The organism is Lysobacter enzymogenes (assembly GCF_900106525.1).
GTDB classification, from domain to species: domain Bacteria; phylum Pseudomonadota; class Gammaproteobacteria; order Xanthomonadales; family Xanthomonadaceae; genus Lysobacter; species Lysobacter enzymogenes.
The window spans coordinates 19,166-43,174 of record NZ_FNOG01000017.1; the positions used below are offsets into that span (position 1 = coordinate 19,166).

Sequence of the window (24,009 nt, forward strand, 5' to 3'; positions counted from 1 at the left end):
CGTACGGCGCGTCGTGTTCGAGCAGGTCGCGCACGATCGGCGTGGCCGGCAATTCGCCGACCGGCGCCACCGAGGGCGCCGCGGACGCCGCGGTTTCCGGCGTCGCCACCGCCGCCAGCGCGCGCACGCTTTGATGCTGGAACACGTCGCGCGCGCTCAGGCGTAGGCCGGCCTGACGGGCGCGGCCGACCAACTGGATCGAACTGATGCTGTCGCCGCCGAGGGCGAAGAAGCCCTCGTCCAGACCCGGCGCGGGCAGCCCCAGCACTTCGCCGAACAGCGCCGCGAGCAGGCGCTCGCGCTCGCTGGCGCCGGCCTCGGGCGCTGCGGCGGCTTCGACCGCCGGCGCGGGCAGCGCGGCGCGGTCGAGCTTGCCGTTCGGCGTCAGCGGCAGCGCGGGCACCGCCACGAACGCGGCCGGCACCATGTACTCGGGCAAGCGTTCGGCCAGTTCGCGGCGCAGCTGCGCGGCGTCGATTTCGGGCGCGACCACATAGCCGACCAGGCGCTTGCGCCCCGGCCGGTCTTCGCGCGCGATCACCGCGTTGGCGCTGTAGCCCAGCGCCGCCAGCGCCGCCTCGATCTCGCCCGGCTCGATGCGGAAGCCGCGGATCTTGAGCTGGTGATCGGCGCGGCCCAGATGCTCCAGGCGACCGTCGCGGCGCCAGCGCACCAGATCGCCGGAGCGGTACATGCGTTCGCCGGCAACGAAGGGATCGGCGACGAAGCGTTCGGCGCTGAGCGCGGCGCGGCCGAGGTAGCCGCGGGCGAGTGGGGCGCCGGCGATGTACAGCTCGCCCGGCACTCCCGCCGGCACCGGCCGCAGCCGCGCGTCGAGCGCGTACAGGCGGGTGTTGCGCAACGCGGTGCCGATGCTCGGGCGGTCGCCTTCGTCGATCTCGTCGATCGCCACGTAGCTGGCGTCGACCGTGCATTCGGTCGGGCCGTAGCAGTTGTAGCCGCGCACCGGATGCTCGCGCAGCGCCCGCCATTGCGACTCGCCGACGGTTTCGCCACCGAGCACCACCGTGCGCGGATACGCCCGGCCGGCGTCGAGCAAGCCTTGCGCGCGCAACTGCTCGAAGTGCGCCGGGGTCAGATCGACCGCGTGGATGCCGTGCGCGTCGATGTACTCGATCAGCGCCTGGCCTTCGCGGCGGGTTAGATCGTCGACCACGTGCAGCTCCTGCCCAGCGCACAGCCACAGCAGGCCTTCCAGCGAGGTGTCGAAGGCGAAGGTGGCGGTGAGCGCGAAGCGGATGCGCTCGCTGCCGCTGTGCGCGACCACGTCGGCGAACATGCGCTCGCGGTGTTCCTCGAACAGATTGGCGACGCCGCCGTGCACGGCCACCACGCCCTTGGGCTTGCCGGTCGAGCCGGAGGTGTAGATGACGTAGGCCGCCTGCTGCGGATGCAGCGGCGCGCGGTCGGCGTCGCCGGGATCGCGCTCGGGCATCGCCGCCAGTTCGGCGCGGCCGGCGTCGCGGTCCAGGAGCAGCGCCGGGCCGGCGTGGCCGAGCGCGTCGCACAGGCCGGCGTGGCCGAGCAACAGCGCGGGCGCGGCTTCGGCCAGCAGTTCGCGCTGGCGCGGGCCGGGGTGCTCGGTGTCCAGCGGCAGATAGGCCGCGCCGGCCTTCAGCGTCGCCAGCATCGCGCACACGGTGTCGAGCGAACGCGGCAGCGCGAGCGCGACACGGTCCTCGGCCCCGATGCCGCGCGCGATCAGCGCGTGGGCGATGCGGTTGGCGCGGCGGTTGAGCTGGGCGTAGCTCAGCGACTCGTCGCCGCAGACCACGGCGACCGCATCGGGCGTGGCCGCGGCCTGACGCTCGAACCACTGCGGCAACAGCAGTCCGGACGCGGCGACCTGCGCGCCTTGCGCGTCGCGCAGCCAGCGGCCGCGTTCCTCGCCGTCGAGCAGTTCGATCTCGCCGACGCGGCGGCGCGGATCGGCCGCGACCGCTTCGAGCATGCGCCGCAGGTACAGGCCGATGCGCTGCGCGGTGTCGGCGTCGAACAGATCGGCCGCATATTCGATGCCGGCGAACAATCCGGCCGGCGCGCCGCGCTCGTCGAAGGCTTCGCTGAAGTCGAAGCTGAGGTCGAACTGGGCGATGTCCAGGTCGAACCCGGCGCTCGGACGCACGCGCAGGCCGGGCAGGGCCAGCTCGCCCGCGGCGTTGTTCTGCAGCGACAGCATCACCTGGAACAGCGGGTGGTGGGACATCGAACGGGCCGGCTGCAAGGCGTCGACCAGACGCTCGAACGGCAGGTCCTGATGCTCGTAGGCGGCCAACCCGGTTTCGCGCACGCGGCCGAGCAGCTCGGCGAAGCTGGGGTCGCCGGACAGGTCGGTGCGCAGCACCAAGGTGTTGAGGAACAGGCCGATCAGATCGTGCAGCGCTTCGTCGCCGCGGCCCGCGATCGGCGTGCCGAGCGCGATGTCGTCGCCGGCGCCGAGCCGGCCGAGCGTCGCCGCCAGCGCCGCCTGCAGCACCATGAACAAGGTCGCGCCCTGACGCTGGGCCAGCGCGGTCAGGCGCGCGTGCAGCGCGGCGTCGAGCTGCAGCGGCAGATGGCCGCCGCGGTAGCTCGATTGCGCCGGGCGCGGCCGGTCGCCCGGCAAGGCGATGCGTTCGGGCAGATCCGCCAGTTGCCGCTTCCAGTAATCCAACTGCTGCGACAGGCGGCTGCCGGCGTCGGCTTCGTCGCCGAGGGTGCGGCGCTGCCACAGGGTGTAATCGGCGTACTGCACCGGCAGCGGCGCGAACGCCGGCGCGCGGCCGCGCAGGCGCGCGGCGTAGGCGTGGCTGAGATCGCGCGCCAGCGGCTGCATCGAGGCGCCGTCGCCGGCGATGTGATGCAGCAGCAACAGCAGCGTGTGGCGCTGCGGGCCGCGTTCGATCAGGCTCGCACGCAACGGCAGCTCGCGGCTCAGGTCGAAGCGGTGCGCGCAGGCCGCCGACAGCGCGGCGCGCAGGCCGGCCTCGTCGCTGCGCGAGCGGTGCAGGCGCAGTTCGGCCTCGGCCGCCGGCAGCACCTGCTGGCGCGGCGCGTCGCCGGCCGGGAACAGCGTGCGCAGGCTCTCGTGGCGCGCGACCACGTCGTTCAGGGCCGCAGCCAGCGCGTCCCCGTCGAGTTCGCCGTCCAGTTCCAGCGCCAGCGGGATGTTGTAGGTCGTGCTCGGCCCCTCGAAGCGATGCAGGAACCACAGCCGCTGCTGAGCGAACGACAGCGGCAGCACAGCCGGCCGCGGCTGCGGCGCCAGCGGTTCGCGCACCGTGCCGCCGCTGGGCAGGCGGTGCGCCAGCGCTTCCGGCGTCGGCGCGTCGAACAAGGCGCGGATCGGCAGCTCGACGTCGAAGGTGGCGCGGATGCGGCCGATCAGGCGGGTGGCGAGCAGCGAGTGGCCGCCGAAGGCGAAGAAGTTGTCCTCCGCGCCGATCCGCTCCAGCCCCAGCACTTCGGCGAACAGCGAGCACAGCAGTTGCTCGGCGGCGTTGGCCGGCGCGCGCGACAGCGCGTGCGCGTCGAACTGCGGCGCCGGCAGCGCCTTGCGGTCGAGCTTGCTGCCGTTGGCGGTCAGCGGCAGCGCGGGCAGGGCGACGAACGCGGCCGGCACCATGTACTCGGGCAGGCGCTGGGCCAGCCGCTTGCGCAAGGCCTCGCCATCGACCGGTTCGGGCGACACCAGATACGCCACCAACTGCGGATGCCCCTGGCGGTCTTCGCGCACCACAGCGGCGTTGCCGGGATAGCCGCATTGGGCCAGCGCCGATTGCACTTCGCCCAGTTCGATGCGGAAGCCGCGCAGTTTGACTTGCTGGTCGACGCGGCCGAGGTAATCGAGCTGGCCGTCCTCGCGCCGCCGGGCCAGATCGCCGGAACGGTACATGCGCTGGCCGACATGGAACGGATCGGCGACGAAGCGTTCGGCGCTGAGCGCGGCGCGTTCGAAATACCCGCGCGCCAGACCGGCGCCGGCGATGTACAACTCGCCGGCGACGCCGGCCGGCACCGGCCGCAGCATCGCGTCGAGCACGTACAGCCGGGTGTTGGCGACCGGGCGGCCCAGCGGCGGCGCCGCGCCGGCGAGGCCGGCTTCGTCCAGCGCCGGGCTCATCGCCGCGCAGATGGTGATTTCGGTCGGGCCGTACGCGTTGACCAGACGGCGGCCGCCGCGCGACCACGCCGCGGCCACGTGCGGCGGGCAGGCTTCGCCGCCGACGATCAGCGTGCGCGGCCATTCCAGTCCGGCCGGGTCCAGGCTGCCGAGCGCGCTCGGCGGAATCAGCGTATGGGTGATGCGCTGCGCGCTCAGCGTGCGCGCCAGCGCGTCGCCGAGCAGCAGGCCCGGCGGCGGCAGCACCAGCCGCGCGCCGGCGGCGAAGCACATCAGCATTTCCATCGCCGCCGCGTCGAAGCTCATCGAGGCGAACTGCAGCACGCGGCTGTCGGCGTCCAGGCCGAAGCGTTCGATCTGGCTGTGGACCAGGCTCGGAATGCCGGCGTGGGTCACGCACACGCCCTTGGGCCGGCCGGTCGAGCCGGAGGTGTAGATCACATACGCCGGATGCTGCACCGACAGCGGCGCCATGCGCTCGGCGTCGTCCGGGTCGTGACCGGCGGCATGGGCGATCTCGTTGCCGAAACCGGCCGCCTCGTCGATCAGCAACAGCGGCGCGTCCTGCGGCAAGCGCGCGGCGGTGGCGCGGGTGGCGAGCACGTGGCGCGGGCGCGCGTCGGCGAGGGTGTAGCTCAGCCGGTCGAGCGGATGGTCGGCATCGAGCGGCAGATACGCCGCGCCGGCCTTCATCACGCCGAGCGCGGCGACGATGGTGTCGAACGAGCGCTCGATCGCCAGGGCGATGCGGTCCTCGGGGCCGACGCCGCGCGCGATCAGCGCATGGGCGAGGCGGTTGGCGCGGCGGTTGAGTTCGGCGTAGCTCAGCTCGCCGTCGGCGCCGGCGAGCGCGATCGCGTCCGGGGCGGCGGCGACGCGTTGCTGGAACCACGCCGGCACCGTCAGCGCCGGCAGCTCGCGTTCGCTGTCGTTGCAGTCGTACAGCACCCGGCGGCGCTCGCGGTCGTCGAGCAGGTCGAAATGCTCCAGGCTGCGCTGCGGGTGCGCGGCGACCGCGTCGAGCAGGCGCGACAGGCGTTCGGCCAGGCGCTCCACGCTCAGCGCGTCGAGCCGCGCCGGGTCGAAGTTGAAGCGCAGCGACAGGCGATGGCCCGGGGTGACCAGCAGGCTCAGCGGATAGTGGGTGGCGTCGCTGCCGGCGAAGCCGGCGATGCTGAGCTCGCCGAGCGCGTTGGCGAGGCCGTCGTGGTCAACGGGGTAGTTCTCGAACACGTACAGGGTATCGAACAGCCGCTCGAAACCGGCGTAGCGCTGCAGCTGGGCCAGATCCAAGTGCTGGTGATCCATCAGCGCGGTCTGCTGGCGCTGCAGTTCCAGCAACAGGTCGACGAAACTGCGCTTGGGGTCCAGGCGCAGGCGGGTCGGCACGGTGTTGATGAACAAGCCGATCATGCGCTCGACTTCGCCGAGTTCCGGCGGGCGCGCCGACACCGTGGTGCCGACGACCACGTCGTCGCGGCCGAGCATGCGGCCCAGCAACAGGCCCCAGGCGCCTTGCACGAGCACGTTCAAGGTCAGGCCGTGGCGCCGCGCCAGCTGCGCCAGCGTGCGCGACAGGCCTTCGGGCAGTTCCCGTTCGTGTTCGCTCTGGCGGCCCGACGCGTGCGGTTGCGACGGCAGCAGCAGGGTCGGCTCCTCGATGCCGTCCAGTGCTTCGCGCCAGGCGGTTTCGGCCTGCCGCGGATCGCGCGCGTGCAGCCAGCCCAGGTAATCGCGGTACGCGGCCGGGCGCGGCAGCGCGGCGCCGGAGTACAGCGCGAACAGCTCCTGCACCAGCACCGGCATCGACCAGCCGTCGAGCAGGATGTGGTGGTTGGCGATCAGCAGGCGATGGCGGGCGCGGCCGTCCTCGCTCTGGCCGAGCGCGATCAGGGTGAAGCGCAGCAGCGGCGCGCGGGCGAGGTCGAAGCGCCGGTTGCGGTCCTCGTCGGCGAGCCGCGCGGCTTCGGCGTCGCGGGTCTGCGCCGGATGCGCGCAGAGGTCGATCCGGCGCCAATCCAGCGGAATCTCGCGCGGAATCACCTGCACCGGCCGCTCCAAGCCGCGGTGCGCGAACGAAGCCGACAGGTGCGGATGGCGCCGCATCAGCGCGCGCGCCGCGTCGCGCAGGGCGCGTTCGTCGAGCGGGCCGTCGAGGTCGAAACGCACCTGCACCACGTACGGGTCCGGGCCGTCCTGCTCGTACAAGGTGTGGAACAGCAGGCCGTTCTGCAGCGGCGTCAGCGGCAGCAGGTCGGCGACGCCGCCGGCCTCGAGGTAGTCGCGCTCCAGGCGTTCGATACCGTCCTGGTCGAGCGCGGACAGGGCCACGTCCGACGGGCTCAGGCCGCCGCGTCGCGCGTCGCCCGCCAGCGCCGCCAGCGCGCGCAGGGCGCGGGCGAAGGTCTGGGCGAGGTCTTCGATCTGTTCCTGCGAGAACAGCGCCAGCGGCCACGACCAGGTCGCGACGAACTCGGGGCCGTCGTCGCGGTCGTGGGTCAGGGCGTTGAGTTCGATCGCGTGGGCGATCGGCAGCGACTCGCCGCCGGCCGGCGCCGGGCTTTCGCTGGCGGCGCTCCAATCGGCGTGTTCGCCGGCGCCGAAACGGCCGAGGTAGTTGAAGCTGACCTGCGGCTGCGGCAACGCCGCCAGCAGCGGCGCGGCGTCTGGGTTGTAATAGCGCAGCGCGCCGTAGCCCAGGCCGTAGTCGGGCACCGCGCGCAGTTGTTCCTTGACCTGCTTGAGCGCGCGTTCGAGCTCGCGTCCGCCGCCCAGGGCCTGGCTCTGGTCGATGCCGTCGAGTTCCAGGCGCACCGGATACAGGCTGGTGAACCAGCCGACCGTGCGCGACAGATCCAGGTCGCTGAGGCCGCTGTCGCGGCCGTGGCTTTCCAGGTCGAGCAGCACCCGCTCGCACGCCTGCCCGGTGTGGCGCCGGCGCCAATCGCCGAGCGCCAGCGCGAACGCGCTGAGCAGCACGTCGTTGATGCCGGCGTGGAAGCGCGCCGGCAGCGCGGTCAGCAGCGGCGCGGCGACCGCGGCCGGCAGGCTCAGGCTGTAGTGGCCGCACGCCGCGCCGAGGTCGCGCGACGGGTCCAGCGCGGTCGGCGACAGCGGCGGGTCGAGGCCTTCGGCCAGGGCCTGCCAATGCGGCAGCTCGGCCAGACGCGCGGGCGAGGACGCCTGTTCGCGCAGTTGCGCGGTCCACGCGCGCAGCGAATGGCTGCGCGGCGCGAACGCCGGCTCGCGGCCGGCGGCGAGGGCGTCGACCGCGTCGCGCAGGTCGGGAATCAGGATGCGCCAGGACACGCCGTCGACGGCGAGGTGGTGGATGCACAGCAACAGGCGGCCGGGCGCGGCGTCGCCGGCGTCGAACCACACCGCTTGCAGCAGTTCGCCGGTGTCGGTGGACAGCGAACGCGCGGCCGCGGCCGCGGCCTCGTCGAGCGCGGCTTGCAAGGCATCGTCGTCGAGGCCGGCGATGTCGACGCGGCGCAGGCCGACCTCGACCTGCCCGGCATCGGGCACTTCCAGCGCCCATTCGCCCGCTTCGCGGCGCAGCCGCAAGCGCAAGGCATCGTGATGGGCCGCCAGCGCGGTCAGCGCCTTGCCCAGCACCGCCGCGTCGAGCCCGCCGGGCACGCGCAGCAGCACGCTCTGGTTGAAGCCGTCCAGCGGCGCCTCGCGGTCGAGGAACCACTGCAGCACCGGCAAAGGCGCGACCCGGCCGACCGGCTCGTCGGCCAGCGCCGGCGCGCCGGCGTCGGCCTCACGCGCGATCCGCGCCAGCGCCGACACGCTCTGGTGCTGGAACACTTCTCGCGGGGTGATCAGCAGCCCGGCCTTGCGCGCCAGGCCGACCAGTTGGATCGACAGAATGCTGTCGCCGCCGAGGTCGAAGAAGCTGTCGGCGACGCTGACCCGCGGCAGCCCCAGCACCTGCGCGAACAGCGCGGCCAGGGTCTGTTCGCGCTCGTTGCCGGCCGCGCGGTGCTGGCCGGCGGCGAGGTCGGGCGCCGGCAGCGCCTTGCGGTCGATCTTGCCGTTGGCGTTCAGCGGCATCTGCGGCAGCAGCACCAGCAGCGGCTGCATGTAGTCCGGCAATTGCGCGGCGATGTGGCGGCGCAGGTCGGCGAACTGGTCGAACGTGGACGGCTCGTTGGTGCACGCCGACAGCTCGCGCACCGGGGCGGCGCGGTGCAGGTCGGCGATCGCGCGGCCGTCTTCGCGCCAGAACAGCAACTCCAGCGCGGCATCCTCGCCGTCGCCGGCCCAGGTGCTGGCCGCGCGCAGGCCCAGTTGCGCGGCGACGGCGATCAAGCCTTCGCTGCGGGCTTCGACCGTATCGGCGACGTCGACCAGACGCGCGCGCGCGGCGGCGACGGTTTCGCCTTCGGCCAGCGCGCCCAGCGCCGCGGTTTCCGGCGCCAGATGATCGTTGGGCACGCCGGTCAGGCGCAGCCCGTCGCCGCGCTCGCGCAGCAGGCGCGCGAACGCCTCGCCGTCGCCGAGCGCGGGCGTCCACGCCAGCGCCGGCCACGCCGCGGCCGAACGCAGCGGCAGCGGGCCCTTGCGCAGCACCACTTCGTAGCGGTGGCGGCTGAGTTCGTTGCCGTACGCGCTGCGCTTGGTCTGGATGTCGACCGCGCAGATCGCCTCGATCCGGCGCGGCAGTTCGGCGAAGAACTCCGGCGCGACCAGCAATTCCTTTTCGGCCAGCCGCAGTTGTTCGGCGCGGCGGCGCAGGCTCGCCGGGTCGGTGTCGGCATCGCTCTGGTGCAGGGCGATGGCGTTGGCGAAGCTGCGTTGCAGGCGCAGGTTGCGCACGTCGCCCAGGTACAGCGCGCCGCCCGGCGCAAGCAGGCCCATGGCCTGACGCACCACCTCGGCGAGGTAATCGCCGTTGGGGAAATACTGCAGCACCGAGTTGATCACGATCGCGTCGAAACGCTCGCCGGCGTCGAGGCCGGCGTCGAGGCCGTCCATCTCGTGCGCCGGACGCGCGTACAGCACGACCTTGCCGTCGAGCGCGGGCTGCTGCGCGAGCTCCGCGCGCAGCCGCTCGACCGTGGCCGCCGACAGGTCGGTGCCGTGGTAAGCGTCGACGTGCGGCGCCACCTGCGACAGGATCAGGCCGCTGCCGACGCCGATTTCCAGCACCCGCCGCGGCTTGAGTTCGAGGATGCGCTGGACGGTGTTCGCGCGCCATTCGCGCATCTGCTCCAGCGCGATCTCGGTGCCGTCGTAGCTGCTGTTCCAGCCGTGGAAGTTCTCGCCGAAGGCGTAGGCGCCGTCGAGCGCCTCGTCGCCGTAGAGGTTTTGGTAAATGGTTTCCCATTCGCCGATCTGGCGTGCCTCGCGGTCTTCGTCGCGCGCCTGCGGCTCGCGTTCCAGCACGACATAGGCGACCAGCTGCTTGTGGCCCGGCACGTCCTCGCGCGCGACCACGATCGACTGCGCCACCGCCGGATGCCGCTGCAGCGCGCCCTCGATCTCGCCCAGTTCGATGCGGAAGCCGCGGATCTTGACCTGATGGTCGACGCGGCCGAGGAACTCCAGCTCGCCGCGCGCGTTCCAGCGGGCGAGGTCGCCGCTGCGGTACATGCGTTCGCCGGCGGCGAAGGGATCGGCGACGAAGCGCTCGGCGCTGAGCGCGGCGCGGCGCAGATAACCGCGCGCCAGCCCGGCGCCGGCCAGATACAGCTCGCCCGCCACGCCGGCCGGCACCGGCCGCAGGCCGGCGTCGAGCAGGTACACGCGGGCGCCGCGGATCGGCGCGCCGATCGGCGCATTGACCGCGCCGGCCAGCGGCGCGCTCATGGTCGCGCAGACCGTGGTTTCGGTCGGGCCGTAGGCGTTGGTCATGCGCCGGCCGCGCGACCACGCGTCCACCAGCGGCGGCGCGCAGGCTTCGCCGGCGACGATCAGCTCGCGCAGCGACGGCATCGCCGCCGCGTCGAGTACCGGCAACGCGGCCGGCGGCAGGGTCGCGTGGGTGACGCCGTGTTCGGCGACGAGCGCGGTCAGCGCTTCGCCGGGGCGCACCTGCTCGGCGTCGCCGATCACCAGCGCGGCGCCCGACAGCAGCGCCATGCACAGTTCCCAGAACGCGGCGTCGAAACTCAGCGAGGCGAACTGCAGCACGCGCGAGCCCGGGCCGACCTCGAACGCCGCGGTCTGCGCGGCGAGCAGGCTCGGCACGCCGGCGTGGCTGACCACCACGCCCTTGGGCCGGCCGGTGGAGCCGGAGGTGTAGATCACATACGCGGCCTGCGTCGGCGAGGCGATGCGCCCGCGCGGCGGGTCGACCGCTTGCGCGGCCAGCGCCTGCGCGGTTTCGGCGGCGTCGAGCAGCCACGGCTTCACGCCATGCTCGGGCAGCCGCGCCTCGATCTCGCGCCGGCTGATCAGGCGCGCCGGCTGGGCGTCATCGAGCATGTAGGCCAACCGCTCCGGCGGATAGTCCGGGTCCAGCGGCAGATACGCGGCGCCTGCCTTGAGCGCGGCCAGCGCGGCGATCACCATCTCCGGCGAACGCGGCAAGGCGATGGCGACGCGGTCCTCGGCGCCGACGCCGTCGGCGATCAGCGCGTGGGCGAGGCGGTTGGCGCGGCGGTCGAGTTCGGCGTAGCTCAGCGTGGCGGCGCCGTATAGCAGCGCCGGCGCGTCGGGGTCGCGCGCGACCTGACGCTCGAACAGCTCGACGATGGTCGCCGCCTGCGGCAACGGCGCGCCGTCGCTGGCGCGCCGGCGCAGTTCGGCGCGTTCTTCGGCGTCGAGCAGGTCGATGTCGGCGATCTTGGCGCGCGGATCGGCGCAGGCCGCCTCGAGCAGCCGCAGCAGCCGCCGCCACAGCGTCGCGACGCTGGCTTCGTCGAACAGGTCGGTCGCGTATTCGATGCTGCCGTCCAGGCCCGCGGGCGCGCCGTCGGCGCTTTGGCGCTCGCCGAGGTTGAAGAACAAATCGAACTTGGCGGTGCGGAAGTCGGCCGGGTAGTCCGACACCTCCAGCCCCGGCAGTTCCAGCGCGGCCTCGTCGACGTTCTGCAGCACCAGCCCGACCTGGAACAACGCGTGGTGCGCGGTCGAACGCACCGGGTTGAGCAGTTCCACCAGACGCTCGAACGGCGCGTCCTGGTGGGTGTACGCGGCCAAGGCGGTGGAACGCACGCGTCCGAGCACGGTGGCGAAGTCGGGGCGGCCGGACAGGTCGGCGCGCAGCACCAGGGTGTTGACGAAGAAACCGACCAGATCGTCCAGGGCCTGATCGTTGCGGCCGGCGATGGCGCTGCCGACGGCGATGTCCTCGCCGGCGCCGAGCCGGTGCAGCAGCGCCGACAGGCCGGCCTGCAGCACCATGAACAAGCTCGCCTCATGCCGATGCGCGAGATCGAGCAGGCGCGCGTGCAGCGGCGCGTCGATCCGCAAGGCCCACTGGCGGCCGCGCAGGCTGGCGATCGGGGGGCGCGCGCGGTCGGCCGGCAACTCGATGCGTTCGGGCAGGCCGGCAAGCTGTTCGCGCCAGTAATCGAACTGGCGCGCGATCAGGCTGTCGCTGTCCTGCTCGCTGCCGAGCAGACGCTGCTGCCACAGGGTGAAGTCCGGGTACTGCACCGGCAGCGGCGCCCAGTCCGGCGCCGCGCCGCGCAGGCGCGCGGCGTAGGCGCGGCCGAGATCGCGCGCCAGCGGCGCCAGCGACGAGCCGTCGCCGGCGATGTGGTGCAGCACCAGCAGCAGCACGTGTTCCTCGTCCGATTCGCTGAGCACGCTGACCCGCAGCGGCAGCTCGGCGGCGAGATCGAACACGTGCAGGGCGCGGGCGCGCAGCGCCTCGTCGAGTTCGCGCGCGTCCACGCGCGCGAACTCGAGCACGTTGCGCGCGTCCTCGGCCGCGACCACGTGCTGGTACGGCACGCCGTCGGCTTCCGGGAACAGCGTGCGCAGGCTCTCGTGGCGCGCCAGCACATCGGCGACGGCGGCGTCGAACGCGGCGCGGTCCAGCGTTCCGCGCAGGCGCAGCGGCATCGGGATGTTGTAGGCCGCGCCGGCGCCCTCGACCGCGGCGTCGTGGCCGGACTGGCGCTCGAACTGCTGGATGAACCACAAGCGGCGCTGCGCGTACGACAGCGGCAAGCGCGGCGGCCGCGCCTGCGGGCGCAGCTGCGGACGCGCGCTCTGCGCGCCCGGCAGCGCCCGCGACAGCGCGTCCACGGTCGGCGCTTCGAACAGCGTGCGCAGCGGCAGTTCCACGGCGAGCTCGGCGCGGATGCGGCTGACCAGACGCGTCGCGAGCAGCGAATGGCCGCCGAGGGCGAAGAAATGATCGTCCAGGCCGACCCGTTCCAGCCCCAGCACCTGCGCGAACAACTCGCACAGCAAGCGTTGTTGCGGCGTATCGGGCGCGCGGTAGGCGTCTTGCCGGCGCTCGGGCTCGGGCAGGGCGAGGCGGTCGATCTTGCCGTTCGGAGTCAGCGGCAACGCGGGCAGCGCGACGAAGACCGAGGGCAGCATGTGTTCGGGCAGGCGCGCGCCGAGTTCGCGGCGCAGCGCCGCGGCGTCGACGGACTCGGCCGCGAGGTAGGCGACCAGACGCTTGAGCCCGGCCTGATCCTCGCGCGCGACCACGACGTTGCGGGCGTGGCCGAGTTCGGCCAGCGCCGCTTCGATCTCGCCCAGCTCGATGCGGAAGCCGCGGATCTTGACCTGATGATCGACGCGGCCGAGGAAATCCAGACTGCCGTCGGCGCGCCAGCGGGCGAGGTCGCCGGTGCGGTACATGCGCTCGCCGACGGCGAAGGGATCGGCGATGAAGCGTTCGGCGCTGAGCGCGGCGCGCTGGAAATAGCCGCGCGCCAGGCCGTCGCCGGCCAGATACAGCTCGCCGGCCACGCCGGTCGGCACCGGCTGCAGCGCGGCGTCGAGGATGTAGACGCGGGTGTTGTCGATCGGCGCGCCGATGCGCACCGGCTCGCCGGCGCGGACCGGGCCGGTCAGCGACCAGATCGTGGTTTCGGTCGGGCCGTAGAGATTCCACAGCGCGCCGGCGCCGGCGGCGAGGAACTGGGCCAGATCGGCCGGCAGCGCTTCGCCGCCGCACAGCGCGCGCAGGTCGCGCTGCGGAGTCCAGCCGGCGCCGCGCAGCATCTGCCATGTCGCGGGCGTAGCCTGGATCGCGCTGGGCCGGGTCTTCTCGATGTGCGCTCGCAGCCGGTCGCCGTCGCTGGCGAGTTCGCGCGTGGCGAGGTCGACTTCCGCGCCGCACAGCAGCGGCAGGTACAGTTCCAGCCCGGCGATGTCGAACGACACCGGGGTCAGCGCGAGCAGCCGCTCGTCGCCGCCCAGGCCGGGCTCGCGGCGCATCGCGCAGAGGAAGTTCTCCAGCGCGCGGTGCTCGATCTGCACGCCCTTGGGCCGGCCGGTCGAGCCGGAGGTGTAGATCACATAGGCCGGGTGGCGCGGATGCAGCGCGCGCACGCGCTCGCGGTCGTCGGGCGCGTGGTCGGGCTGGCGCGCGAGTTCGGCCTGCGCGGCCGGATCGTCGAAGGCCAGGCGTGCGCAGTCGCCGGTGTCGAGCCGCGCCAGCGTCGCCGCGTCGCCGAGCGCGCAGGCGGGGCGGGCGTCGGCGAGCATGTAGTTCAGGCGCTCGGCGGGGTAATCCGGGTCCAGCGGCAAGTACGCCGCGCCGGCTTTCATCGTGCCGAGCAGCGCGGCGAGCAGATCGAGCGAGCGCGGCATCGCCACCGCGACGATGTCTTCGGCGCCGATCCCGCGCGCGATCAAGGCATGGGCGATGCGGTTGGCGCGGGCGTCGAGCGCGGCGTAGCTCAGCGAGTCCTCGCCGCAGCGCGCGGCCACGCGCTCGGGCGTGCGGCGGACCTGCGTTTCCAGCAAGGCCGGCAAGGTCAGCCCGGGCTGCACGCGTTCGGTGGCGTTGGCGTCGGCGAGCAGGCGGCGGCGTTCGTCGGCGCCGAGCAGGTCGATCGCGCCGATCCGCCGCGACGGCGCGGCGGCCACGGCCTCCAGCAGGTGCAGCAGGCGCTCGCCGAGCGCGCGGGCGCTGGCTTCCTCGAACAGGTCCAGCGCGTATTCCAGCGTGCCGTCGATGCCGGCCGCGGCGCCGTCGGCGTCGTGGCGTTCGTTGAAGTCGAAGCTCAGGTCGAACTTGGCGCTGTGCGAGGGCAGGCCGTGCTCGCTGCAGTCCAGGCCGTGCAGGCGCGGCTGCGCGGGCGGGTTGTTCTGCAGCACCAGCATCACCTGGAACAGCGGGTGATGGGCCATGGAGCGCACCGGGTTGAGCGCTTCGACCAACTGCTCGAACGGCAAGTCCTGGCGCTCGAACGCGGCCAGATCGGCCTCGCGCACGCGCGACACGAGTTCGTCGAAGGCTGGATCGCCGGCGGTGTCGGTGCGCAGCACCAGGGTGTTGAGGAACAGGCCGACCAGCGGCTCCAGGGCGGCGTCGGCGCGGCCGGCGACCGGGCTGCCGATGGCGATGTCGGTGCCGGCGCCCAGGCGGGTCAGCAGCGCGGCGAGCGCGGCTTGCAGCACCATGAACAAGGTGGCGTGGCGCTGCGCGGCCAGTTCGCTCAGGCGCCGGTGCAGCGCCGCCGGAACGGTCAGCGGCAGGCTGGCGCCGCGGAAGCTGGCGCGCGCCGGGCGCGGACGGTCGCTCGGCAGGCTCAGCTGCTCGGGCAGGCCGTGCAGGCGTTCGCGCCACCAACGCAGTTGCTGTGCGTGCAAGCCGTCGGCATCGTCGCGCGCGAGCAGGTCGCGTTGCCACAGGGTGTAATCGGCGTACTGCACCGGCAGCGGCGACCACTGCGGCGCGCGGCCGGCCAGGCGGCCGGCGTAGGCGCGGTCCAGATCGTCCATCAGCGGCGCCAACGAGGCGCCGTCGGCGGCGATGTGGTGCAGCAGGATCAGCAGGGCGTGGTCGTCCTCGCCGAGCGCGAACACGGTCGCGCGCAGCGGCGCCTCGCGTTCCAGGTCGAAGGCGTAGGCGGCGGCCTCGCGCAGCGCCTCGTCGAGCCCGGCGGGCGCGCAGTCGACGCGATGCAGCGCGACCGGGCCGTGGTCGAGCACGCGCTGCTGCGGCGCGTCGCCGCCGGCGATCACCGTGCGCAGGCTTTCGTGGCGCGCGGCCACGTCTTCCAGCGCGCCTTGCAGCGCCCGCGGGTCGAGCGCGCCGCGCAGGCGCAGCGCCAGCGCGATGTTGTAGACCGCGCTCGGCCCTTCGAACTGATGCAGGAACCACAAACGCTGCTGCGCGTACGACAGCGGCAGCGTGCGCGGGCGCGGCTGCGCCGACAGCGACGCGCGGCCGCGCTCGCCCTGGCCCAGGCGCTGGGCGAAGGCGGCGACGCTCGGCGCCTCGAACAGGGCGCGGATCGGCAGTTCGACGTCGAAGGTGGCGCGCACCCGACCGATCAGGCGGGTGGCGAGCAGGGAATGGCCGCCGAGGGCGAAGAAGCTGTCGTCGATGCCGACCCGTTCCACGCCGAGCACCTGCGCGTACAGCGAGCACAGCAGCGCCTCGGTGGCGTCGCGCGGGCCGCGCAAGGAGGCGGCCTTGACGCCCGGCGCGGGCAGCGCCTTGCGTTCGAGCTTGCCGTTGGGCGAAAGCGGCAGCGTGTCCAGGCGCACGAACGCGGCCGGGACCATGTAGTCGGGCAGTTCGCGCGACAGCCGCTCGTGCAGCCCCGCTTCGTCGAGGGCGGGCGCGGCGAGGTAGGCGACCAGGCGCTTTTCGCCGGGACGGTCCTCGCGCGCGATCACCGCGTTGTGGGCGTAGCCAGCGCGCGCCAGCGCGGCTTCGATCTCGCCCAGCTCGATGCGCAGGCCGCGGATCTTGACCTGATGGTCGACCCGGCCGAGGTATTCTATCGCGCCGTCCTCGCGCCAGCGCGCGAGGTCGCCGGTGCGGTACATGCGGCTGCCGTCGCCGGCGAAGGGATCGGCGACGAAGCGTTCGGCGCTGAGGCCGGCGCGGCCCAGATAGCCGCGGGCGAGATTGACGCCGGCCAGATACAGTTCGCCCGGCACGCCCGCCGGCAGCGGGCGCAGCGCCGGATCGAGCACGTACAAGCGGGTGTTCCAGATCGGCGCGCCGATCGGCACGCCGGCGCCGCGCTCGTCGTCGCGGCAGGCCCACGCGGTGACGTCCACCGCCGCTTCGGTCGGGCCGTAGAGATTGTGCAGCGGCCGGCCGATGCGTTCGCGCACGCGGTCGCGCAGTTCGCCGGGCAGGGCTTCGCCGCTGCAGACGATGCGGCGCAGGCTGGCGCAGGCCGCGGCGGCGTCGCCGCCGCGTTCGTCGAAGGCGTGCACGAACGCGTCGAGCATCGACGGCACGAAGTGCGCGGTGGTGATGCGCTCGCGCTCGATCAGTTCGGCCAGATACGCCGGGTCGCGGTGGCCGTCGGGCCTGGCGACGACCAGTCGCGCGCCGTGCAGCAGCGGCCAAAAGAATTCCCACACCGAAACGTCGAAGCTCGACGGGGTCTTCTGCAGCACCGAGTCGTCGGCCTGCAGGCCGTAGGCGTGCTGCATCCAGGCCAGGCGGTTGACGATGCCGCGATGGCTGTTGACCACGCCCTTGGGCCGGCCGGTCGAGCCGGAGGTGTAGATCACATAGGCCGGATGCTGCGGCAGCAGCGGCGCGCGCAGTTCCGCGGCGGCCACCGGCCCGGCGGCCAGCGCGTCCACGCGCGCCCGCACATCGGCCGCGTCCACGCACAGCGCGGGGGCTTGAGCCGGCAGGCGGTCGCGTACGTCCATGCGGGTGAGCACGCGCTGCGGGCGCGCGTCGTCGAGCATGTAGGCCAGGCGTTCGGCCGGATAATCGGTATCCAGCGGCAGGTACGCCGCGCCGGCCTTGTGCGCGGCGTACAGCGCGACGATCAGTTCCAGCGAGCGCGGCAGCGCCACGCCGACCACGCTTTCCGGACCGATGCCCTCGGCGATCAGCAGGCGCGCCAGCCGGTTGGCGCGGGCGTCGAGTTCGGCGTAGTTCAGCGAGCGGCCGTCGAAAGCGACCGCGACCGCATCGGGCGTGCGCGCGGCCTGTGCGGCGAACAGCGCCGGCAGCGTGGTCTCGGGGACCGCATGCGCGGTGGCGTTCCACACCGCCAGCGCCTGCGCGGGCGCGCCGTCGCCGAGCAGGTCGAGCGCCGCGACGCGGCGCTGCGGATCGCCGGCCAAGCCGTCGAGCGCACGCTCCAGGCGCTCGGCGATGGCTTGCGCGACGGCGGAATCGAACAGGTCCGGGCGATAGCCGATCTTCAGGCTCATGCGTTCGCCGGGCACCGCGGTCAGGCCCAGCGGGTAATGCGAGGCGTCGCCGCCGCGATGGCCGTGGAAGCGCGCGCGCAACTGCGGGCCGGCGTCGCCGGCGGCATGGGCATCGCCGCCGATGGGGAAGTTCTCGAACACCACCAAGGTGTCGAACAACTCGCCATGGCCGCTCAGGCGCTGGACCTCGCTCAGGCCCAGGTGCTGGTGATCGAGCAGGCGCGATTGCTCGTCCTGCAGCCGGCGCAGCAACTGCGCCACGCTTTCTTCCGGCCGCACGCGCAGGCGCAGCGGCAGGGTGTTGATGAACAAGCCTATCATGTCCTCGACGCCGGCCAGCTCGGCCGGCCGGCCGGACACGGTGGCGCCGAACACGACGTCGTCGCGATGCGCGAGCTGGCTCAGCACCAGGGCCCAGGCCGCTTGCACCACGGTGGCCTGGGTCACGCCGAGACGCCGCGCCTGCGCGTCGATGCGCGCGCTCAGCGCGGCGTCGAGCCGGTGCGCGAGCACGCGCGGCGCCGGCGCGACCGCGTCGGCGCCGGTGACCGGCGCGATCCGGGTCGGTTCGTCCAGGTCGGCTAGGGCCTCGCGCCATGCGGCGGCGGCCGCCTCGCCGTCGCGCGAACCCAGCCAGCGCAGGTAGTCGCGGTACGGCCTGGCCGGCGCCAGCGCGGCGTCGCCGTCGTGGCGGTACAGCGCGAACAGCTCGCGCATCAGCACCGGCGTGGACCAGCCGTCGAGCAGCAAATGGTGGCTGGTGAAGGCGAGCAGATGGCGCTCGCGCTCCAGCCGCAGCACGGTGAAGCGCAGCAGCGGCGGCCGCGCCGGATCGAAGCCGCGTTCGGCGTCGTCGGCCAGCAGCGCGTGCAGTTCGGTCTCGGCGCGGCGCGGGTTCAGCGCGCTCAGGTCGATCAGTTCCCACGGTGCCGGCGTCTGCCGCGCGATCCACTGCACCGGCTGCGCCAGCCCGGCGTGGGCGAAGCCCGCGGCCAGGTGCGGATGCCGCGCCAGCAGCGCGTTGGCGGCGCGTTCCAGGCGGTCGACGTCGAGCGCGCCGTCGAGCGCGAACAGCATCTGGGTGAGGTAGGCGTCGGGCGCGGCGCGGTCGAACAGGGCGTGGAACAGCAAGCCGTCCTGCAGCGGCGACAGCGGCAGGATCTCGCTGAGCGGGCGCTCGCGTTCCAGGCGTTCGATCTGGCCTTGATCGAGCGCGACCAGTTCCAGGTCCGACGGCGTCAGGCACGGCGCCGCATCGTCCGCGGTCAGCGCGACGATCTCGCGCAGCCGCTGGAACCACGCTTCGGCGACCGCGCGCACTTGCGCCTCGTCGAGCAGGTCCGCGGCCCAGGTCCAGTGCGCGCACAGCTCGGGGCCGTCGTTGCCGGCCGCGGTCAGGGCGTTGAGTTCCAGCGCGTGCGCCAGCGCCTGCAGCGGCTCGCCGCCGCTGCCCAGGCCGGCGCCCGCCTGCGCGCTCCAGTCGCCGCCGCCGTCGAGGTCGAAGCGGCCCAGATAGTTGAAGCCGACCGCGGGCACGGCGTGCGCGGCCAGCGCCGCGCGGCCGTTTTCGTCGAGATAGCGCAGCAGGCCGTAGCCGACGCCGTGCTCGGGCACCGCGCGCAGTTGTTCCTTGACCGACTTCAGCGCGCGCAGCGTGTCGCCCGCCGGCAGCTGCAGGCGTAGCGGGAATACGCTGGTAAACCAGCCGACCGTGCGCGACAGGTCGGCGCCGTCGAGCAGCGCGCTCTCGCGGCCGTGGCCTTCCACGTCGATCAGCGCCTCATCGCCGCCGTGCCAGCCGGTCAGGGCCTGCGCGAACGCGGTCAGCAGGACGTCGTTGATGCGGCCGCGCACCCGTTCCGGCGCGCGGGTCAGCAAGGCGCGGGTGGTGGCGGGGTCCAGGCGCAGGCTCAGGCGGCGCTGCGCGGACAGGGTGTCGCGCAGCGGATCGAGCGGGCGCGGCAACGGCGTCGGGTCGCCGCCGGCGTGCGCGGCGGTCCAGTAATCGAGCTGCGCGCGGCGTTCGCTCGCGGCGCGAGGCAGCGCCAGCGCCCATTCGCGCAGCGAGGTCGGCACCGCGGGCAGGGCGACGGCGTCGCCGCGCGCGGCTTGTTCGTAGGCGGCGCGCAGGTCGGGGACGAGGATGCGCCAGGAGACGCCGTCGACGGCGAGGTGATGGACGCACAGCAACAGGCGCGAGTCGGCGCCGCGGTCGAACCAGACGGCTTCGAGCGCGCGGCCGGCGTGCGGGTCCAGGCGCTCCTGCGCGGCCTGGGCCTGCCCGGCGAGGCTGCGTTCGAACGCGGCGTCGTCGAGCCCGTGCGCGTCGACGCGGCGCAGCGACGGTGCGCTGTCGGCGGCCGCGACGATGCGCGGCGCGCGGTCCGGACCGAGCCGCAGGCGCAGCGCGTCGTGACGCTCGCTCAACGCGCGCAGCGCGGTGTCCAGCGCGGCGGCGTGCAGCGCCGGCACCCGCAGCAGCAGGGACTGCTGGAACTCGCGGTAATGCCCGGTTTGAGCGAACAGTTCGGCCATCGCCGGCAGCGCGGGGAACTCGCCTTCGGCCTCGACCTGCGCGCGCGTCGGCGCGGCCCGCGCCGACAACGGCACGGCGACCGTCGCCAGCGCGCGCACGCTCTGGCGCTGGAACACGTCGCGCGCGCTCAAGCCCAGCCCGGCGTCGCGGGCGAGGCCGAGCAGTTGGATCGAACTGATGCTGTCGCCGCCGAGGGCGAAGAATCCGTCGTCGATGCCGACGTCGCGCAGGCCCAGCACCTGGGCGAACGCGGCCGCCAGCGCGCGCTCGGTGTCGTTGCGCGGCGCGGCGCCGCCAGCGCCCGCGCGTTCGAAGTCCGGCGCGGGCAGCGCCTTGCGGTCGAGCTTGCCGTTGGCGGTCAGCGGCAGCGCGTCCACGCGCACCAGCGCGGCGGGGATCATGTAGTCCGGCAGGCGCTCGGCCAGCGTCGCGCGCAGCGCGTCCGGGTCCAGCGATCCGGCCGCGATGTAAGCCACCAATCGCTTGCGCCCGGCGCGATCGGCCAGCGCCAGCACCGCGCTGGAGCCGAAGCCCGCCGCGGCCAGCTCCGCGCGCACCTCGCCCGGCTCGATGCGGAAACCGCGGATCTTGATCTGCTCGTCGTTGCGGCCCAGCACTTCGATCGCGCCGTCGGCGCGGCGGCGGGCGCGGTCGCCGGTGCGGTACATGCGCTGGCCGGGCGCGAACGGATCGGCGAGGAAGCGTTCGGCGGTGAGCGCAGCGCGGCCGCGATAGCCGCGGGCGAGGCCGGGACCGGACAGATACAGCTCGCCGGCGGCGCCGTCGGCGGCCGGACGCAGCCACGCGTCGAGCACCACGGCGCGGGTGTTCGACAAGGGCCGGCCGACCTGGACGCGCTCGCCGTCGATGACGGCGCAGGCGGCGTCCACGGCGTATTCGGTCGGGCCGTAGGCGTTGTAGCCGCGCACCCGCGGATGCGCCGCCAGCCGCGCCCACACATGCGGCGCGACGGCTTCGCCGCCGAGGATCACGCTGCGCGGATGCCAGTGCGCCGGATCGAGCAGGCCGCGTTCGTGCAATTGGTCGAAATGGCCCGGGGTCAGGTCGACCGCGTGGATGCGGCGTTGGCGCAGGCGCGCGATCAGCAGTTCGCCGTCGCGGCGGGTGTCCTCGTCGATCAGGTCCAGCTCGTGGCCCGCGCACAGCCACAGCAGGCCCTCGATCGCGGTGTCGAACGCGAACGGCGCGGTCAGGGCGAAGCGGATGCGGGGTTCGCCGGCGTCGTCGGCGACGCGACGGAACAAGGTCTCGCGCTGATGCTGGAACAGATGCGCCAGCGCGGCCTGGGCAACCAGCACGCCCTTGGGCTTGCCGGTCGAGCCGGAGGTGTGGATCAGATAGGCCGGGTGCTGCGGCCGCAGCGGGCGCACGCGGTCGGCGGCGGTGGGCGCGTGCGCGGGCGAGGCCGCGATGCGCGCCTGGAATTCGTCGCCGTCGAGCACCAGAGCGCGCTCGCGAAGATCGAGCGCGGCGGCGCTGGCGCGGTCGGCGAGCACCCACAGCGGCCGCGCGTCGGCGATCAGTTCGCGTTGGCGCTCGCCTTCGCCGTCGACTTGCAGCGGCATCCAGGCGGCGCCGGCCTTGGCCACGGCGAGCATGGCGACGACGGTGCCGACGCCGCGCGGCAAGGCCAGCGCGATCAGGTCTTCGGCGCCGGCGCCGGCCCGGATCAACGCATGGGCGAGGCGGTTGGCGCGTTGTTCCAGTTCGCCGTAGCGGTATTCCTCGGCGCCGAAGGTCAGCGCGACCGCGTCCGGCGTCGAGGCGGCCTGCGCCTGGAACGCTTCGGCCAGGGTCAGGCCTTCGTCCCAGGCGCGGACCTCGCCGTGCGAATCGGCGAGCCGGCGCAGCAGCTCGGCGCCGTCGTCCAGGGCGACATCGCCGATGCGCGCCTGCGCGTCGGCGGCCAGCGCCCGCAGCGCGCGCAGCATCGACTCGGCGATCGCGGCGGCGGTGGTTTCGTCGAACAGGCCGGTGGCGTATTCGAGCAGGCCGTCCACGCCGGAACCATCGGCGCGGGCGACGAAATCGAAGCTGAGGTCGAACTTGGCGACGCCGGCGTCGAACTCGTACAAGGCGCACCGCAGGCCCGGCAGTTCCGGCGCGGGCGGCGCGCCGACCTGCAGCGACAGCATCACCTGGAACAGCGGATGGCGGCCGACGCTGCGCGCCGGATTGAGCGCGTTGACCAGATGTTCGAACGGCAGCTCCTGATGGGCGTACGCGCCCAGCGAGGAGGAGCGCACGCGCTGCAGCAGTTCGCTCCAGCGCGGATTGCCGGATGCGTCGGTGCGCAGCACCACGGTATTGACGAACATGCCGATGCTGCGTTCCAGCAGCGGATCGTCGCGGCCGGCGACCGGCGTGCCCAGGGCGATGTCGTCGCCAGCGCCGAGCCGGCACAGGGTCGCCGCGAGCGCGGCCTGCAGCAGCATGAACAAGGTCACGCCGTGACGGCGCGCGACGCCCTCCAGGTCCGCGTCCAGGCGCAGGCGCAGACTGCGGCCGAGTCGGCTCGGCGCGTCGCCGGCGTCGCGGTCGCGCGGCAGTTCGGTGTATTCCGGCAAGCCGGCGAGCGCGTCGGTCCAGTAAGCGATCTGGCGCGCCGACCAGGAGCCGGCATCGGCGGGATCGCCGAGCGCGTCGCGCTGCCACAGCGCGTAGTCGGCGTACTGCAGCGGCAGCGGCGCGAACGCCGGCGCGCGGTCTTGCTGGCGCGCGGCATAGGCCTGGCCGAGATCGGCCGCGAGCGGCGCCAGCGAAGCGCCATCGGCGGCGATGTGGTGCATCAGCAGCAGCAATACGTGGCGTTGCGGCGCAAGCGCGAACAGCGTGGCGCGCAGCGGCGCTTCGCGGCTCAGGTCGAAGGCGTAGTCCGACGCGGCGGCGAGCGCGGCGGCGAGTCCGGCGTCCTCGCAGCCGACGCGGCGCAGCTCCGGCGCGAACGCGTCGAGCACGCGCTGGCGCGGCGGCCGGGCGTCTTCGAATACGGTACGCAGGCTTTCGTGGCGCGCGCAGACATCGGCGATCGCGGCCTGCAGCGCGGCGAGGTCGAGTTCGCCTTCCAGGCTCAGCGTCAGCGGAATGTTGTAGGTCGCGCTCGGGCCTTCGAAACGGTGCAGGAACCACAGCCGCTGCTGCGCGTAGGACATCGGCAGCGCATCGGGACGCGAAGGCAGCGGCAGCAACGGATTGCGCGCGCGTTCGCTGTCGCCCAGACGGCGGGCGAGGGCGTCCACGGTGCGCGCTTCGAACAGCACGCGGATCGACAGTTTCAGGCCGAACTCGGCGCGGATGCGGCCGATCAGCCGGGTCGCCAGCAACGATTGGCCGCCGAGCTCGAAGAAGTCGTCGTCGATGCCGACGCTGTCCAGACCGAGGACCTCGGCGAACAACTCGCACAACGCGGCCTCTTGCGCATTGCGCGGCGCGCGCTCGCTGGCCGCGACGTGCTCCGGCGCCGGCAGCGCCTTGCGGTCGAGCTTGCCGTTGGCGGTCAGCGGCAGCGAGGCAACCGCGACGAACGCGGCCGGCACCATGTAATCGGGCAGGTGCTCCAACAGACCGCGGCGCAGCGCGGTCGCGTCCAGCTCGGGCGCGACGATGTACGCCACCAACTGCTTCTGTCCGCTGCGGTCCTCGCGGTCGATGACCGCGTTGTAGGCATGCCCGAGCTTGGCCAGCGCCGCCTCGATTTCGCCCAGCTCGATGCGGAACCCGCGGATCTTGACCTGGTGGTCGGCGCGGCCGAAGTAATCCAGCTGCCCGTCCTCGCGCCAGCGCGCAAGGTCGCCGGAGCGGTACATGCGCTCGCCCGGCGCGAACGGATTGGCGACGAAGCGCGACGCGCTCAGGCCCGGACGGCGCAGATAGCCGCGCGCCAGACCGGCGCCGGCGACGTAGAGTTCGCCGACCACGCCCGGCGGCACCGGCTGCAGGCCGGCGTCGAGCACGTACACGCGCAGGTCGTCGAGGCCGCGGCCGATCAGCGAACGGTTGCCGGCGCCGGCGACGAACGCCGGATCGAGCGCCTGATAAG

Annotated in this window: 1 protein-coding gene (running past one end of the window); it reads right to left on the minus strand. The window is 73.5% G+C overall.

What is annotated here, in order from left to right; all coding sequences use genetic code 11:
• Window positions 1-24,009 carry part of the coding region annotated (locus BLU84_RS25150) for a non-ribosomal peptide synthetase (protein ID WP_083383100.1) on the minus strand (this coding region is incomplete at its 5' end). Its footprint begins 1,415 nt before the window's first position, so 24,009 of the 25,424 annotated nt are shown.